Annotated in this window: 14 protein-coding genes, 3 tRNA genes and 1 pseudogene; 12 read left to right on the top strand and 6 right to left on the bottom strand. The window is 59.0% G+C overall.

What is annotated here, in order from left to right; genetic code table 11:
• Positions 1 to 156: 156 nt before the first annotated feature.
• Positions 157 to 648 (bottom strand): 5-(carboxyamino)imidazole ribonucleotide mutase, encoded by a 492-nt coding sequence (gene purE, locus BY454_RS13560; protein WP_104415915.1) that lies wholly within the window; start codon positions 646 to 648, stop codon positions 157 to 159.
• Between the two features lie 130 nt (positions 649 to 778).
• On the opposite strand from purE, the gene BY454_RS13555 reads away from it, so the two are divergent.
• The 6 genes from BY454_RS13555 (at position 779) to BY454_RS13530 (ending at position 7,801) form a co-directional block, all read left to right on the top strand.
• On the top strand, positions 779 to 1,732 hold the full coding sequence (locus BY454_RS13555) for a hypothetical protein (RefSeq protein WP_104415914.1): 954 nt from the start codon (positions 779 to 781) through the stop codon (positions 1,730 to 1,732).
• Positions 1,733 to 1,898: 166 nt separating this feature from the next.
• Positions 1,899 to 1,974: transfer RNA gene (locus BY454_RS13550), tRNA-Val, on the top strand.
• A gap of 13 nt (positions 1,975 to 1,987) precedes the next feature.
• Positions 1,988 to 2,064: transfer RNA gene (locus BY454_RS13545), tRNA-Asp, on the top strand.
• A 7-nt stretch (positions 2,065 to 2,071) separates the two neighbouring features.
• Positions 2,072 to 2,147, top strand: a tRNA-Val gene (locus BY454_RS13540).
• A gap of 126 nt (positions 2,148 to 2,273) precedes the next feature.
• On the top strand, positions 2,274 to 4,022 hold the full coding sequence (locus tag BY454_RS13535) for an autotransporter assembly complex protein TamA (RefSeq protein ID WP_104415913.1): 1,749 nt from the start codon (positions 2,274 to 2,276) through the stop codon (positions 4,020 to 4,022).
• Positions 4,019 to 7,801, top strand: coding sequence for a translocation/assembly module TamB domain-containing protein (locus BY454_RS13530; protein WP_258075660.1), 3,783 nt, complete (start codon positions 4,019 to 4,021; stop codon positions 7,799 to 7,801). The genes BY454_RS13535 and BY454_RS13530 overlap by 4 nt, the downstream gene beginning before the upstream one ends.
• Before the next feature lie 7 nt (positions 7,802 to 7,808).
• Here the strand turns inward: BY454_RS13530 and BY454_RS13525 are convergent, their stop codons facing one another.
• From BY454_RS13525 to BY454_RS13515, 3 genes are read right to left on the bottom strand one after another with little or no spacing between them, the layout of a single operon-like run.
• The gene (locus BY454_RS13525; protein WP_104415912.1) at positions 7,809 to 8,501 is read right to left on the bottom strand and encodes an SIMPL domain-containing protein; all 693 of its coding nucleotides are present in this window, start codon (positions 8,499 to 8,501) and stop codon (positions 7,809 to 7,811) included.
• Positions 8,498 to 9,247 carry a gamma-glutamyl-gamma-aminobutyrate hydrolase family protein gene (locus tag BY454_RS13520; protein ID WP_104415911.1) on the bottom strand — a complete coding sequence of 250 codons (750 nt, stop codon included), beginning with the start codon at positions 9,245 to 9,247 and terminating at the stop codon, positions 8,498 to 8,500. The genes BY454_RS13525 and BY454_RS13520 overlap by 4 nt, the downstream gene beginning before the upstream one ends.
• Complete coding sequence (locus BY454_RS13515) at positions 9,240 to 10,241, bottom strand: amidoligase family protein (RefSeq protein ID WP_104415910.1); 1,002 nt, start codon at positions 10,239 to 10,241, stop codon at positions 9,240 to 9,242. The genes BY454_RS13520 and BY454_RS13515 overlap by 8 nt, the downstream gene beginning before the upstream one ends.
• 190 nt (positions 10,242 to 10,431) lie before the next feature.
• Between BY454_RS13515 and lexA the strand changes: the two genes are divergently transcribed.
• Both lexA and BY454_RS13505 read left to right on the top strand, forming a co-directional pair.
• Positions 10,432 to 11,040 carry a transcriptional repressor LexA gene (lexA, locus tag BY454_RS13510; protein WP_104415909.1) on the top strand — a complete coding sequence of 203 codons (609 nt, stop codon included), beginning with the start codon at positions 10,432 to 10,434 and terminating at the stop codon, positions 11,038 to 11,040.
• A 40-nt stretch (positions 11,041 to 11,080) separates the two neighbouring features.
• Positions 11,081 to 11,521, top strand: a complete 441-nt coding sequence (locus BY454_RS13505; RefSeq protein ID WP_104415908.1) for a cell division inhibitor SulA — start codon at positions 11,081 to 11,083, stop codon at positions 11,519 to 11,521.
• 5 nt (positions 11,522 to 11,526) lie between these two features.
• On the opposite strand, the gene BY454_RS13500 is transcribed toward BY454_RS13505, so the two are convergent.
• Together BY454_RS13500 and BY454_RS13495 are read right to left on the bottom strand one after the other, a co-directional pair.
• Positions 11,527 to 11,790 (bottom strand): hypothetical protein, encoded by a 264-nt coding sequence (locus BY454_RS13500; RefSeq protein ID WP_104415907.1) that lies wholly within the window; start codon positions 11,788 to 11,790, stop codon positions 11,527 to 11,529.
• A gap of 63 nt (positions 11,791 to 11,853) precedes the next feature.
• A complete protein-coding gene (locus tag BY454_RS13495; protein ID WP_104415906.1) occupies positions 11,854 to 12,357 on the bottom strand; it encodes a DUF6586 family protein in 504 nt (167 codons plus the stop codon).
• Between the two features lie 206 nt (positions 12,358 to 12,563).
• Between BY454_RS13495 and BY454_RS13490 the strand changes: the two genes are divergently transcribed.
• From BY454_RS13490 to BY454_RS13475, 4 genes and pseudogenes are all read left to right on the top strand, one after another.
• The gene (locus BY454_RS13490) at positions 12,564 to 12,893 is read left to right on the top strand and encodes a flagellar protein FliT (RefSeq protein WP_104415905.1); all 330 of its coding nucleotides are present in this window, start codon (positions 12,564 to 12,566) and stop codon (positions 12,891 to 12,893) included.
• Between the two features lie 88 nt (positions 12,894 to 12,981).
• On the top strand, positions 12,982 to 14,427 hold the full coding sequence (locus BY454_RS13485; protein ID WP_104415904.1) for a sigma-54 dependent transcriptional regulator: 1,446 nt from the start codon (positions 12,982 to 12,984) through the stop codon (positions 14,425 to 14,427).
• A 210-nt stretch (positions 14,428 to 14,637) separates the two neighbouring features.
• The gene (locus BY454_RS13480; RefSeq protein WP_104415903.1) at positions 14,638 to 15,876 is read left to right on the top strand and encodes a sensor histidine kinase; all 1,239 of its coding nucleotides are present in this window, start codon (positions 14,638 to 14,640) and stop codon (positions 15,874 to 15,876) included.
• A 23-nt stretch (positions 15,877 to 15,899) separates the two neighbouring features.
• Positions 15,900 to 16,454, top strand: a pseudogene (locus BY454_RS13475) (sigma-54-dependent transcriptional regulator); the annotation flags it as partial.
• Positions 16,455 to 16,545: the final 91 nt, after the last annotated feature.

Genomic DNA, 16,545 nt, shown 5'->3' with positions numbered 1-16,545 from the left:
TTTATCCAGCTTTCGGAGTATGAGCCTGCCGGGTAGCCCTTTCCAAAACACGCTCCTTGCGGCACCTCCCTGTGTCGCTTGGGCTCCGCCATCCCTGGCTCCGCACAGTTTTGGAAAGGGCTACCCGGCAGGCTCAGTCAAGCTCTGAAGTTAAACTCATTGATCCCTTGGATCAGGATTGTCCAGGACGCTTTGGGTCTGCTCTGCGCGGAACGCATCCACTTTTTTCTGCAGCTCGCTGTCGGCGGTTCCGAGAATCTGTGCAGCCAGCAGTCCGGCATTTTTGGCGCCGGAGTTGCCAATGGCAAGGGTGCCCACGGCTACGCCGCCCGGCATCTGGGCGATAGACAGCAGGGAGTCCAGACCGTTCAATGCCTTGGACTGTACGGGAACGCCCAACACCGGCAGGGAAGTCTGGGAGGCCACCATGCCCGGCAGGTGAGCCGCGCCTCCGGCGCCGGCGATGATGACTTTCAGGCCCCGCTCGTTGGCGCTTTTGGCGTAGTCAAACAGTAGGTCCGGGGTACGGTGGGCAGAGACGACTTTGGTTTCGTAGGGCACGCCGAGTGTGTCGAGCATGTTGGCGGCGTGTTCCATGGTGGGCCAATCCGACTTGGAGCCCATGATCAGTCCTACAAGCGGCTGCATATGCAACGTCCTGAGAAGATAATTGGAAAGCCGGCCATTGTATGTCCTGGCTAATAGGCGTGCAACTTTCAGCTGTGTACACGGATTGGGTATGATCAGGGCCGCAACCAAACAAACTGCAGGAGCGTAAATGGAACCCATTCGCCCGGATGATGATGAGTTAAGAACAAGAGCGCCGGTTGGCGGAGCCGATAAAAAAGAGTCGGACACCGTTAAGAAAAACAGTCCCAAGGGGCATTCCGGTCGGGATTCCGGTGGTTCGCAGGTGGTTGCCTCAGACGCTGGTGGGGGGGCCGGTTTCCGCACTCCCGTAGGGCTCTGGCTGTTGTTGCTTGTGGTTGCGCTTGGGGCGGGCGCAGGGTGGTATCTCCAGCATGAGCGTATCAATGAGCTTCAGGCACAGTTGGAGGAAACCGATCAGTGGGCGCGGCAGAGTAAGCTGGCGCTGGCGCGGTTTGAGGGGGATCTGTCGGAAACCGGTGAATCCCTTCAGGAACGGGGTGCGTCGCTGGAAGACCAGATCGCAGCGAATGCCGGGCGGCTGGATACGGCGGACAGTGAGATTCGTAAACTCTGGGCGATTGCCAACGAGAGGAACAAGCAGCGTCTGGACGATCATCAGCAGCAATTGACGGAGTTAAGTGGCAAGCTCACGGAGAACAGCAAGGCGGTGGCCGATGTGAAGACCACGTTGGAGCAGACCCGCTCCTCGCTCGCAGGCGATCTGGAGCAGTTGCGTCAGCGTTTGAGCGGTGCTGTGGCCGAGTTGGAGCAAGCTGACCAGGGCATGACCACGGAGTTGGCCGCACTGCAGGAGCAAATGGCGGGTGTGGGCGAGCAGGTGGACCGCCGCCTGCAACGATTTGCACGTGAGCAGCAATTAACCATTGATGGCCTGGATAGTCGTATCGCCTCCCTCGAGAAGCAGGTGGATGCTCTCGCGGGGGATCAGCGGGTTCAGGTGCTGCGTAATGAGCTGAACCAACTGAAGGACACCGTGCGTGCCATTGATGCTTCCCGCTCTCAATTGACCTCGCGGTTAGTGCGTTTGTCCGAAGAGGTAAACCAGCTCCGTTCCCAGTGATTGGGTGGCGATGCTTTTTTGTCCAAGGTACTGATTTTTGTTTATTAACTGTTCGTTTTCATGGGTGTGATTAAAAACTTTGGTTTTTTTCCGGAAAACGTTTGACACAGCCAGGGAAATGCTTAAAATGCGCTCCCACTTGAGTTGAGACAGCAACGCTGCAAGCGGGTGGTTAGCTCAGCTGGGAGAGCATCGCCCTTACAAGGCGAGGGTCGCAGGTTCGATCCCTGCACCACCCACCAAACTCAAGTCTGCGGAGCGGTAGTTCAGTTGGTTAGAATACCGGCCTGTCACGCCGGGGGTCGCGGGTTCGAGTCCCGTCCGCTCCGCCATCTTCCAGGGTGGTTAGCTCAGCTGGGAGAGCATCGCCCTTACAAGGCGAGGGTCGCAGGTTCGATCCCTGCACCACCCACCAGATTTTAAAGAAAGCAGATCCGACCGGATCTGCTTTTTTTATGCCTGCCTGTTTTGTCTTTCGTTACACTCGTAGTGACTGTGCCAAAAGTTTTCATTCGATTCAGACTGGATTCATTCGCCGAGTATGCCATTGTCCAAACACCTGCATTTCCTGGTTGCCACCGCATGCTTTCTGGTCCTGCCATGGTTTGCTCCCGTTGTGCTTGCCGATCAGATCAGGGTTAAGGTCGAGGGTGACTTCAGCGAACTGGAGGAAAACGCAAGGCTGCGGGTCGGGGAAGTGGAGGGGCGCACGGCCGACGGGTTGCGCCGCTATGCCTCTACTGCCGTGGACCAGGCCCGGCAGGCGGTACGGGCTTTGGGCTATTACCGGCCTGACATCCGCTGGGAGGTTTCCGAGCCCGAGGGCGAACCCGCGCAGTTAACCCTGACTATTGAGCCAGGAACCCCGGTTCGGATCCGCACACGGGACGTGGTGATTGAAGGCCCTGAAGGCGCCAGTGCGGATTTCAGGGATGTGCTGCCAGTGAGTCCCGCGGAAGGCGATATACTCCATCACGGGCGATACGATGCCCTGCGCAATGCCATCATGGCCCGCGCCAGTCGGCTTGGATATTTTGACGGTGAATTTATCACCCGACGCCTGGAAGTGGACCCTTCGAAACAGGTGGCGGATATCACCCTGCATTATCAGACCGGTCCTCGTTATTACCTCGGCGAAGTCAATTTCCGGGAAGGGCATGGGTTCGATGATGAGCTCTTGGAACGTTTTATTCAGTTTGATCCCCACAGCCCTTACCACGCCGACAAGGTCGCCCGTCTGAGTCGCGATCTGTCCAACAGCGGTTATTTCTCCGGCGTTGATGTCGATGCCTCACCCACTTCCGCCAAGGACGGTGTGATCCCTGTTAACGTGAACCTGACGCCCCGGCCTCCGCGATCCATCTCTGCCGGCGTTGGCTTTTCCACCGATGTGGGCCCGAGATTTCGTGGGAATTGGCGAGAACACTACATCAACCCGCAGGGCCATAAGCGAGGTGCCGAAACGGAGTTGTCCCAGCTGCGTCAGAACGTGGCCGGCTGGTATGAGATTCCGCTGGATCCGCCCATGACCGATTCGTGGCGGGCGACGGCGGGTTATCAGCGCGAGCAGATTGAAGATGTGGACTCCCAACGCCTGACTTTGGGCCAGCAGTGGAATCACCAACTGGATTCCGGATGGATGCAGGTGTTGTCCCTGAAGTGGGAAGAAGAGCGCTTCCGCATTGGTGACGACGATCGGGAAACGTCCAGCTTGCTGTTACCTGGTGTCAGCTATTCGAAACTGCAAGCCGATTCACCGATTGACCCTTCCCGGGGATTTCGCGTTCAGGTGGATGTGGTCGGGGCCCACCGGGCGGTGCTGTCCGATGCAGATATCCTGCATGTGAATTTTCTGACCAAGGGGCTATATACCCTGGCGGACAACCATCGGTTCCTGGCCCGGTTTGATGTTGGCGCCATAGCTACAAATGACTTTGAGGATGTGCCGCCGTCCCTGCGGTTTTTTGCCGGTGGTGACCAGAGTGTGCGTGGCTATGGCTATGAAACTCTGTCACCGGAAGATGAGGATGGTGATGCGGTGGGCGGCCGCTACATGCTGGTGGGCAGCGTTGAATACCAGTATGAATTTATTGAAGACTGGCGCGTGGCAACTTTCATTGATCGCGGTAATGCCATGAACAATCTCACGGATGAGCAGGCAACCGGCGTGGGTATGGGGGTTCGTTGGGTCAGCCCACTGGGCCCCCTGCGGTTGGACCTGGCCAGGGGGCTGGATGAAGAATTCGGCGGCGGCTGGCGCATTCACTTCTCGATGGGGCCGGAACTGTGACCGAGCAGCAATCACAACAGGCACCGGAGGGCGGCTCCTCTGAGCAGGCTGTGAAGCCACCGTTGCGGCGTCGATGGTGGTTCTGGGCGCTGGTGCTGCTCGGCCTGCTGCTGATATTGCCATTGGTGCTGATCACAGTGATTCTGCTTGCCCTGCGTTCTGAAACCGGCACCGCCTGGGTGATTGATCAGGTGCCTGGCCTGGAGGCCGAGGCTGGCCGGGGGTCACTGCTGGGGCAGTGGCAGGCCGAGGAACTGGATTGGCAGGGGTATGGTGTTACGTTGCGAATCGATGACCCGGTTATTGCCTGGTCGCCGAGTTGCCTTTTGCGAAAAACCGTCTGTCTGGACACCCTGAAGGTCACAGATGTCAGCGTCGATGTCCAGCCCGCAGCGGACCCTGGCCCCGCTCGGACCACCGCCCTCGACCTGCCTGAAATCAACCTGCCGGTGGCGGTTGCGATCAATGATGTTGACCTGGGAGCCCTGACGGTTAATGGGACGAAAATCTGGGACCAGTTGACGTTGGCTGCCGGTGGTTCCGGAGCCGCCATGACGCTGGAGCAGGCGCGATACCAGCGTGACGACATTGTGGTTACCGCCGAGGGGCGGGTGGAATTGCGTGGCGACTGGCCCCTGGATGTGGACCTGGGCGTTCAGCTGCCTCCGCCTTCCGGTGATAATTGGGCGCTGGACCTGAACCTGGGCGGCAGTGTGCGGGATGTGCGTCTGACGGGCACAAGCCGGGGTTATCTGGACGCGGAATTTTCCGGCACGGCCCAGCCGCTCGATCCGTCCCTTCCGGCTGAGTTAGGGCTCCAATCCCGCCAATTTCTGCCATACCACACCCTGCCTGAAACGCTGACCTTGCAGGACTGGGCGCTATCCCTGCAGGGATCGCTGGCCAAGGGCTTTCGTACCAGGATTAACGCATTGCTGCCCGGAACAACGGGTGATATTTCCGCATCGGCCAAAGGCCTGGTGACCACCCAAGCGGTGGAAGAGCTCAAACTCAGGCTCAGTGGTCCTGCGGCCGGGGGTGGCGACGGGACTGGTCACCTGGAAATGAACGGGCAGGCCTCCTGGGACGAAGAACTGAGCGCCCAGGCTGAGGTCGATATGCAGCGCTTCCCCTGGTATAGCCTGATCCCGGACCTGTCCGCGCCGCCGGTGGTGATTCAGCAACTGCAGGGAAGCGCCAGCTACCGTAACGAATCTTACAGTGCGGACCTGAAAGCCGACGTCACTGGCCCCCAGGGCGACGCCAGCCTGGATGCGTTGCTGGAAGGGGATCTTGAATCTGTGCGCATCACCCAATTAGACATTAGCACCGGTGCCGGTTCCCTGACCGGTGACGGCAAGCTGGCTTTTGCCGGGCCGCTTGCCTGGCAGGGGCAGTTTCAGCTGGAGCAGTTCAACCCGGGCTATTGGGTGCCCATGCTCGAGGCCAGTTTGAACGGGCAGGTTAGCACCGAGGGCCGGTTGGTTAGCGGGGCGCCGGACATGACACTGGATTGGGATCTGCAGGGCCGTTGGCAGAAGGAGGCAGCGGCTGCCCGTGGTGCCCTTGCCGGTGACGGTCAGAATTGGGTTTTGGAAGATCTGTTGATCACCGTGGCGGACAATCGGGTCGAGGGTAGCGGCCGATACGGCGAGGAGCTTCAAGCCAATCTGTCCGCCCGCCTACCGCAGCCGGAACGTTTGTTACCCGGCCTGGAGGGAAGGCTGTCGGCGGAGCTTGAGCTGTCGGGGACAGTCGAGGACCCGACGGGAACAGCGTCGTTGCAGGCCCAAGGGCTCGCCTGGCAGGACGCCGTCGCCGTGGATGAAGCCGACTTGCGGGCCGATCTGACATCCGGGGGCGTTTTGTCCTCTGAGCTGGAGGTCTTGGGGCTGAACGCGGGTGGTCAGGTGTTGCAACGCATTGATGCCAACCTCAATGGCACCCGGGGGCAGCATGAACTGTCGGTGCAGGCCAGCCATGCAGATGCAACGGTAGCATTGACCCTGGCTGGAGGGTTGGAGTCGGGGGACTCCCTCTGGCAGGGCGCTTTGAATCGGGGTGACATTGAAATTCCCGGCCCAGGCCAGACCTGGCAATTGGAAGGTCCCGCGAGCCTGACCGTGAGCCAGTCAAGAGAAGTTACCCTTGGCCAGCATTGTTGGCGCTGGAATGACAGTTCGATCTGTGCGGAGGACCAGCAGCTCTGGCCGAATACCCGGTTGGCGTTGAGAATGCGGGATTTCCCCGCGCAAGCACTGGAGCCACTGTTCCCCGAGACTTTCCGTTGGGACGCCCAGCTCAATGCCACTCTCGATCTGGCGCTGACAGACACAGGTCCAGAAGGCGAGCTTCGTCTCGATGCCGGGCGTGGAGGCTTCGAATTCCTGGTGCTGGATGAATGGGAGAGGCTGGAGCACCGACGGATGGAGCTTGGCCTGGAACTGGAGCCCCGGCAGGCGGACCTGACGGTGGTTATGGCAGGGCCTAAGCTCGGTAGGTTCAACGCCAATATTTCGGTGGACCCAATGTCAGAAGGCCGGTCGATTGATGGCCGTTTCAGTCTGGATTCCCTGGATCTGTCCCTGGCCCAGGCCCTGTCCGGCCTGGAAAAGGTCAATGGCACCATCAATGGCCAGGGGCGGTTATCCGGGCCGCTGATGAATCCGGAGGTCTACGGCGAGTTGGCGCTGACCGAAGGGAGTTTCTTCGACCCCGATTTGCCGCTGCCCATGGAAGACGCTGTGCTGGTGTTGGAGTTCCAGGGTCGCAGTGCCGATATCAGTGGTCGATGGAAGAGCAATGACCGCAGCAGTGGGCAACTTGACGGTAGTCTGGACTGGACCCAGACACCGGAGCTGGCGATGAACATCACCGGCGAGCGCCTGCCGGTGACCTACGAACCCTATGCGCGGGTCGAGCTGGAGCCGGATCTGGACATTCGCTTCCGGAGCGGTGAGCTGTCCATCTCAGGTGAGGTGGCGGTGCCCCGTGGGGACATCGAGATCCCCGAGATCCCGGAATCCGCCGTTACGGTGTCCGAAGATGAAGTCATTGTGGGTGTGGAGCGGGAGGAGCCAACCATTCGCAACATGCCCATGGATGTCACGGTCATTGTCGGTGAGGATCAGGTGACGTTCGAGGCCTTCGGCATCACCGGTGATCTCGAAGGCACGTTGCGTATCAGCGATAACATGGAAACGCGGGGCGCCCTGCAGCTGGTTGACGGCAATTATGAAAAGTTCGGGGTGGAACTCGAATTGCGTCGGGCGCGCGTCCAGTTCGTCGGTCCATTGACCGAGCCGTACCTGGATATCGAAGCGATCCGTACCGTTGATACCGTGGTGGCGGGCATCCGCATCAGTGGGCCGGCAAGTGCGCCGGAAACCGAAGTGTTCTCCGAACCACCCATGCCGCAGGCTGACGTCTTGTCCTATCTGGTGCTGGGGCGACCACCCCGGGGCGGTCAGGCGGAAGATGGGCAGCTGAGTCAGGCCGCCATATCCCTGGGCCTGACCCAGGTCAGCGGGATAACGCGTGGTATTGGTAATGAATTGGGCATACAGGACCTGACCCTCGAGACCGAAGGATCCGGCGATGAGGCCTCGGTCGTGGCCAGTGGCTACATTACCGAGGACCTGAGCCTCCGCTATGGCGTGGGCATCTTTGAGCCCATCACCACGGTTGCGCTGCGTTATGATCTGGGCCGGTATTTTTATCTGGAGGCGGCCAGTGGGCTGGCCGCGTCACTGGATATCTTCTATACCCGGGATTTTTGAGCCGGGATCAATCCAATTCGAAGGTTGCGCTTACGCTGGCGTTGATTTCCCGGGGCCCAATGCTTGAAACCGCGTCCCCGCCTGAGCTTGCCTCTGCCCGCATCATGGTGACGGGGCGACGACCACCATCAACACTCAGTGAGACAACCTCGCCGCAGCGTTGCTCCAGCTGGCTGGCGACAAACTGGCAGCGCTCCCTGGCGTCCTGAATGGCTCGGGCCAGCGCCTGTTTTTCCAGTTCTGCGTCATCCGAATGGAAAAACTGCTGGGGGCCCAGGTGGTATTGCAGGCCAATCTTCTGAGCCTGGTCGATCAGAGGGTTCAGCAGCTCCAGATCGGCAATGGTGAAACTGACGGTCTGGCTTGCGACGGCCCGTGTTTCCTGTTTTTCGTTGTTGTCGCGTACCGGAAGCCGGCGGGTATACAGGGTGAGATTGGCGTCCGAGTAGTCTTTCAGTTCATCCCGGTAGGGTCTAATGGCTCGGCGCCACTGTTTCATGGCCTCGGCCACCTGTTCAGAGGCCTTCTCCGGTCGCTCATGCTCGGCACTGGCTGTGAATTGCAGTCGGGCGCTATCTGGCGTGTAGTTTACCGTGCCTTCCCCTCTTAGGCTGATCTCGCCGGCGGCAGCCGTCAGTGGCAGGGCTGCGGTGCCTAGTACGCCTGCTGCCAGCACCAGGGTGCTTAAGGTCTTCTTCATGACTCTTCTCCTTGTTCGGCTGTTGCCGACCGTTGTCTGTGCAGCCGTTCCAGTTTCCGGGCCCGTGCTGCATGGACAAAGTGACTGAAAATGCGCCGATGGCCGGCATGGTAAAGCAGGTATTCCGGGTGCCACTGGATGCCCATCAGCCATTGCTGTCCGGTGTTTTCAATGGCCTGTACGAACAGATCGTCGTCCAGCCCCGTTACCCGGAGGTTGCGCCCCAGGCGTTTGATGGCCTGACTGTGGATGCGATTGGCGCCGATCCGGGTGTCGTGCATCAGCCGGCCGATCCGGCTGTCCTGTACGAGCTGAACCCGCTGCAGGGGCAACAGGAGGGGGCGATGGCGTGTTTTGTTTCGCAGGGGGGTGACGTTCTGGCAGAGCGATCCCCCGTGGAATACGTTAATAAACTGCGCCCCACGGCAAATGCCCAGCACCGGTATGCGCAGCTCCTCTGCCTTTTCCAGAAGCTGGTAATCGGTACGATCCCGTTTCGGGTCGTAGCTGGCAATCACCTGGGGCTCCTGTCCATAACGCTCCGGGTGCACATGGGTACCACCGGACAATACCAGTCCGTCCAGCATCGACACGTCGATCCGGCTGCCGGGGCGGATGTAATGGGTGCGGGCACCGTGCAGGCGTAGCCCCAGGTTGATGAGTCGCTGGGCCGTGCCGAAACGCCGGGGGCCGCTGATGCCAATGGTCAGTCCGGGGTTGTCGGGAATATCGGTGAGTTCAGACATAGCCCTTCCGATTGAGCCATTGAGCGGTGGCCTCCCACCACGGATGAGTCAGGTTATGGACGCTCAAGGTCCGACACTCGTGATAGTGCTGACGCAGGGCCTCCAGGTCGTCTGGAGTGTTGGCCAGGTTGTCGAGGATGACCCAGTCGTTCCACACCGAGGAAAAGTGCCATTTGGGGTTGCCGATATCACAGTCCGGCAACCGGTAGTGGAAGGTGGGGCGGCTTTTGATCCGGGGATCATGCACGTAGGTCTCCAGTAGCGACTGGTCCAGGTGTGCAAACAGCGGCAGCAGGTCCAGCGCCCGGTTGCGGGTCGGGTTGTGGGCCAGGTAATCGGCCATGAGCGTGGGCAGCTCAGGGCAGTAATTGTCCGCAAGCAGGATCTGCACATACCGACTGCTCCAGGGCTCGATGTAGGTCGTGAACTTGCGACTGATATCGAGTTGGTGGCGAATCCTGAGCCAGTCGTAAAGCAGTGCGAAGGCCTGGAGGTAACGGACGATAGTAGTGGCTTCCAGGTCCGGCAGTTCCGGGTTCAGTTGCAGGCCGAACGCGAAGTAAATGGCTTCACGACTGCCCTGTGCTCCGGCATTGTGAAGCTCGTCCACCAGGGTTTCCACGATATCAAGCCGAGAGAAGGGCACCGGTGGGCTGACGATTTCCAGCGGTACGACCTTTTCAGCCGCGGAATCAATCATCGTCATGGCATGGGTGCCCAGACTGCGAACAGACTCCGGCAGGCGTGGATCATCCAGCTCCAGCTGTTTGATCGGGTCCGCATCCAGTTCGACGATAAACGGGCCATTTTCCGTGTCGATCCGCGTGACATAGCGGGACGCCAGCTCGGTATTGCCATCCAGGATACGCGCGGCGCAGGCCACCAGGTTCTGGTAGCTGAGCCCGGACATTTCGATTTCCACGCCCACGTGTCGTTCCCGATCCTCGGCCGTTCGACTCGCGACCGGCATTCTGCAACGGTCAGGTGTGTTCATTCAGGCACTTCCATTTGGATGTATTGCTTCAACCATAACATAGCTGTGGAGCGTGTCCTGCTGGATTGCAAGGGGCTGTTGACTCCCGGTATAACCTGAAAAGAAACCGTCCGGAGCTTTACACTGGATAAAACACTGTATATAGTCAAATGACTGTATATAAAACCAGGCCTAAATCCGGAGCAAGCCTATGAAACTGACCGCCAGACAATCCCAGGTGCTTGAGATTATCCGCCGGTATGTTGATGAAACCGGTTATCCACCCACTCGCGCTGAAATCGCGGCGGAGCTGGGTTTCCGCTCGGCCAATGCCGCGGAAGAACACTTGCGGGCGCTGGCCAGAAAAGGCGCTATCGAGATGGTGCCGGGCGCCAGTCGGGGCATTCGTCTGCCAGAAGCGGAGCAGGACCCCGGCCTGCCGGTGGTCGGGCAGGTGGCCGCCGGTAGTCCGATACTGGCGCAAGAGCATATCGAGGACCACTGCGCCGTGCAGCCGGAGTTCTTCTCACCCTCTGCGGACTACCTGCTCCGGGTTCGCGGGATGAGTATGAAAGACATCGGCATCCTGGATGGCGATCTGTTGGCGGTGCACTCCACGCAGGATGTGCAGAACGGACAGGTTGTGGTCGCCCGCATTGGTGAAGACGTAACGGTCAAGCGTTTCCGGCGGGAAGGTTCCAAGGTCTGGTTGATTGCCGAAAACGAGGAGTTTGATCCTATTGAGGTCGACCTGGCGGAACAGGAACTCTTCATTGAAGGCTTGGGTGTGGGCGTCATTCGGCGTTCAGATCTGCACTGAAGGCGGATGATCCGGAGTTTTGAGCAGGTAGGGGGACGTTATGGAACAGTTAAGCTTTAACCAGAAAATGGCCTTCCAGGGTGCGGCCCCAGTGCCTGCCGAGGTGGTGCCGCCAAAAGAGCGTCTGGCCGGTAATGTTACCGAGATTATCCTGCCGGAGGGGCAGGTGGAGAACTTCCAGCTACTGCTGCCCATGCTGACCCAGCTTAACCAGGAGAAGCGCTGGCTGGCCTGGATCGATCCGCCTCATGGGTTGGTGTCCAAGTGGCAGAAGATGCACGGCATTGTGGCCAGTGAAATTCTGGTGCTCCGTTCATCCGCAGATTACTCAGCCTTGCAGTTGGCGGAGCGGGCACTGGGTGCCGGTACCTGTCATGCCGTCGTACTCTGGACCGGCAAGCTCGGCCGCAAGGCTTTTGAGTCCCTTCAGAAAGCCTCGGTCAGTGGCAGTAGCCATGGCGTCATATTGCGCCAGAGATAACGGGCTCAGTGTAATGTATGGCCGGAGTGAGGTTCTGCCAGCTCGGCCTCATCCTCTTCCCAGTCGATGTCGTGGGTGATGTCGCCAGCGGCTTCAATTCCCGCTGCGATCATGGCCTTGGCAATGTTCATGTCCCGGTCTTCCATCATGTCCCGGGCTTCCTGTGAAAATGAGATGCGCACCAGAGGTGCCGATTCGTCATCATCTGCACGGCGCAGTGCATAGTCGCCGTTAGCAAGCTGTACAATTTCAAAAAACGATGGAGACATTCGTTAAACCTTTATCCTGATGGGATGTTGGGTGAATTCCTGAGTGTTGAGGGTTGGTGGGTGTTACCACTCACTGTGTTGTTCGTCCAGTTCACGGGCAAAACTCGCCATGGCGCTCCGGATTCTTTCGAGGGCTGAGGGTGAGAAGTCAGCCCCCTCATCCGCCGCGACAGCAATCAGATTCTCTTCGGCTATCGCCTTTGGGGCGGCAGCGGGTTCTCCCAGCGCCTTGTCCAATTCCGCCAGTTGCGCCCACCAGCCGGTTTTGTCGTTCGCCAGCTCCTCCAGGGCACCGACATCGGGCACCTCGTAGGCAAACAGTTCTTTGAGTTCCGTTAGAGAAGCAGGGTTGGCCGTCTTGTGCTGATGGTAGCGCGCGACCATGACCAACAGGGCGCGTTGGGCCCTCAGTAGCATTTCCGCACTGGCCTGTGCCAAGGCCTGTCTGGCCACCGCCGGTGGTTGGCCATCGGGCAGTGCGCCGCTATCGATCTGTTCGAGTTGGGCCAGCAACACCTTGGCCAGATACAGCTTTTGAGAAACCACCGAAGACCACTTTGATGCCATGGGATACCTGCGTACGGACTCGCTCGGGAATCTGGGTGAGCGCTACTGAATTTGACCGCCCATAATACCAATTTTGTTCGCGCATTTCTCCCTGCGCGGAGTCTTTCCAGTGTCTGATCCGGTAGGCGGCTCTTCTTGTCCCATCGGTAATCCCGTATGATTCTGGAATCAGTGTAAATGCGCCAGTCGCAGGCAGGAGAAAGGCCATGGCAGAGTCGCAAAGCCCGCTTCAGGAACTGGACGACCTCAAGTCCCGGTTGGACGCCGCATTGGCGGAGCAGGATTGGGATGCGTTGGTTGAGTTGAACCAGGAAATCAAGCCAACGGTTGAGCCGGTAATGGCGGCGTTAAAACACCAGGAGGTGGACCCCGAGGAGGTTCGTGTTCGCCTTGAAGCGCTGAACCGGTTTATTGAAACCGTTGACCAGGAGGCGGTTCAGGCGCGGGATGAGGCCCGGCAGTCCCTGAAAGGCGTTAACCAGAACCGCAATGCCGCCCGGGCCTATCAGGGCGTTTCATCCGGTCGCCCCAAATAACCATGGAAAAATCAGTGTCATAAAATTGACTCCGGGAACGGTACAGTCTTAAATACGGCACAAATCCCCCCGACAGAGAAGTCTGTGAATGTCAGAAAATAACACGGTACTGGTGCTGAGCGGTGACGACGCCAGGCGTCGTGATCTGGTCACGATCCTTGAATTCGTTGGAGAAGAAAGGGTGGTTTCCGATGCGGATGCCAAGGCCCTGCTTGCTGACGAGGCCGCCCGGGAAAATGCAATGATGGCCATCGTCAACGGTGAAGAGGCGGACCCCTTGCCGGCGATTGAGCACCTGTGTAAGAACATTTCGGGGCTGCCGGTGCTGCTGGTTGGTAATCCGAAGCTGGATGGTCTGGCGGAGGAATACGCCTCCAGGGTCATTGCCCGCATGGAATGGCCCCTGAACTACACCAAGTTTATCGACTCTTTTTACCGGGCCCAGCTCTACCGTGACCAGTACAGTCGCACCCAGGAGCGTGGCAGACAGCGGGGGGTACAGCTGTTCAGAAGCCTGGTGGGCACCAGCCGCCGGGTTCAGCAGGTGCGGCAGTTGATGGAGCAGGTGGCTGATAAAGAAGTCAGTGTTCTGATCACCGGTGAATCCGGTACCGGTAAGGAAGTGGTTGCCCGTAATCTGCACTACCATTCCTCGCGTCGTGACAAGCCCTTTGTGCCGGTGAACTGCGGGGCGATTCCTGCCGAATTGCTGGAAAGCGAGCTTTTTGGCCATGAAAAAGGGGCCTTTACCGGCGCAATCACCGCCCGGGTTGGCCGCTTCGAGTTGGCCGAGGGTGGCACGCTGTTTCTGGATGAAATCGGTGACATGCCCCTGAACATGCAGGTCAAGATCCTGCGCGTGTTGCAGGAGCGCACGTTCGAGAAAGTGGGCAGCAACAAGACCCAGACAGCCAATGTGCGTGTGATTGCCGCCACCCACAAGAACCTTGAAGACATGATCGAGGCGGGGGATTTCCGGGAAGATCTGTATTACCGCCTGAACGTGTTCCCCATTGAAATGCCGGCCCTGCGCGAGCGCGCCGAAGACATTCCGCTGCTGATCAATGAACTGATCGCTCGTATGGAAAAAGAGAAACGGGGATCTCTGCGACTCAATTCAGCGGCGATCATGAGCCTGTGCCGCCATGACTGGCCGGGTAATGTCCGGGAGCTGGCCAATCTGGTGGAGCGATTGGCGATCATGCATCCCTACGGCGTGATTGGCGTTCAGGAATTGCCCAAGAAATTCCGCTACGTGGATGACTATGATGAGAGTCCGGTGCTGGAGGAGGAGGGCGGACTGCCGTCCGACGCTCCGGGACTGGTCGGGCTGGATGCCCCGGCCCTGCTGCCGGTCAATGGCCTCGATTTGAAGGATTACCTCGCCACCTTGGAGAAGCAGTTGATCCAGCAGGCCCTGGATGAAGCCGATGGCGTGGTGGCGCGAGCGGCGGAGAAGCTCTGCATCCGTCGAACCACGTTGGTGGAAAAAGTCCGCAAATACGGTCTCCGGGAGGAGTCCGAAGAAGCCTGATCCTTCCCCTTTGGCGGCGTCAAAGGTTCGTAACCGCTGACGCCGCCTCTCCTCAAAAGCCTGACGGAAAATCGTCGCCCCGCTTTCTTCGAATCCTTCTAGATATTGAAAAATAAGAGAAAATAGAAACTGGCACGGTTGTCGCTTAACTGCTCGTAACGATACATCCGATCGCGCTGGCCCACAGAGGGCTGGTTCAGGGAGAAAGTTATGAGTCAGGCACAATTTGTCTTGGAACCCGAATACGCCGCAGTTGATCCGAATGCTGCTGCGGATGTAAACGACAAGGTGACAGCGCTGTTTCCAGAGCAGGAAGACGAAGCCGTCGATTCCGCCCTGGACCTGTTCAACCGCATGTCCCGGCAGATTACCGATTCCTACCGTACTCTCGAATCCCGGGTGAACCAGTTGTCTGGAGAGCTGAACCAGGAGTCACTTCAGCGCCAGCAAGAGCTGGAAGAAAAGGAACAGCTGGCGGACCAGCTGTCCACACTGCTCAAGGCCCTGCCTGCTGGCGTCGTGGTCCTGGACAAAAACGGTGTGGTCTCCCAATGCAACCCCGCCGCCGTTGGGCTGCTGGGTGAGCCCCTGGATGGCGAGCGCTGGGTGGATGTTATCCGTCGCTGCTTTGCTCCACGTCGCGATGACGGTCACGAAGTCTCCCTGAAGGACGGCCGCCGGGTAAGCATTGAGATCCGGACCATGGAGAATCAGCCTGGTCAGCTGATCCTGCTGACCGACCTGACGGAAACCCGCCAGTTGCAGTCCCAGCTCGCTCACGCCCAGCGCCTTTCTGCCATGGGTAAGATGGTGGCCTCACTGGCTCACCAGATCCGTACCCCGCTTTCGGCGGCCATTCTTTACGGTGGCCACCTGAGCCAGCCGGATCTGGAAGAAGAGATGCGTCAACGCTGCACGGATCGGCTGATGTCCCGCCTGACTCATCTGGAGCAGCAGGTGCGCGACATGCTGATCTTTGCCCGCGGTGAAACCCGGCTGGCCGAAGAGTTGTCGGCGGACAAACTGGTGGGTGCGCTGGAAGCAGCCATTGAAGGGGTGAAAACCGCCCCGGGCTCTTCGGTATCGCTGGTTAACCGGATCAATCGTCACTGCCACCTGATGTGCAATCGGGATGCCCTGGTGGGCGCCTGTACCAACCTGGTCAACAACAGCCTTGAGGCGGGTGCCACCGACGTTCAGGTGGTTATCGAAAGCACTCACGCAGGACTGACCGTTCGGGTTATCGACAATGGCCCCGGTTTTCATGCCGATGAGGCCGGGCGTATTACCGAGGCTTTCTACACCACCAAGTCCCACGGCACCGGCCTTGGTCTTGCGGTGGTCCAGGCGGTGATCAAAGCCCATAAGGGTGAGTTTTCCATACATTCGCCGGAGCAGGGTGGCGCGGTTGCACAATTGCAGTTGCCGACCCTGGCCGGTCACGAATAATAAATTGATTGGAGGCAGACAGCATGGCTAAGGCTCAAATTCTCATTGTGGAAGACGATCACGACCTGCGTGAGGCGCTGGTGACCACTCTGGAGCTTGCCAAGTATCAGGTGCGTGAAGCCGCCAACGGTGAGCAGGCGCTGGCAAGTCTGGCGAAAGGCCCGGTGGACATGGTGGTCAGCGATGTGAACATGCCTGGCATGTCTGGTCATGAACTGTTGGGTGAAGTGCAGCGACTGTACCCTGGCCTGCCCATGATGCTGATTACGGCGTATGGCCAGATCAGTGATGCGGTTTCCGCTATGCAGTCTGGAGCCACCGACTACCTGGTAAAGCCCTTTGAGCCCAAGGTGCTGGTGGATGCCGTCAGCAACATCGTCGGTGGCAGTCGTCAGAAATCCGACGACCAGCCGGTGGCCGAGGACCCGGTCAGCCTTCGGATGTTCCAGCTCGCCAGCAAGGTGGCCAACAGTGATTCCACCGTGATGATTTCAGGTGAAAGCGGAACCGGTAAAGAAGTGCTGGCTCGCTACATCCATCAGCAGTCGCCCCGGGCGGACCAGCCCTTTGTGGCCATTACTAATGGGTACGAAAGTAAGCGAACATCATTTATAATGTAGCGGTCGTTCGCCAAGCTTATCGGATATCTACACTCATGCGTCACGATGA

This window comes from Marinobacter persicus (assembly GCF_002934325.1).
Classification (GTDB): Bacteria; Pseudomonadota; Gammaproteobacteria; order Pseudomonadales; family Oleiphilaceae; genus Marinobacter; species Marinobacter persicus_A.
Note: the sequence above shows the minus strand (reverse complement) of the source record. Positions and strands in the feature narration are given on the sequence as shown.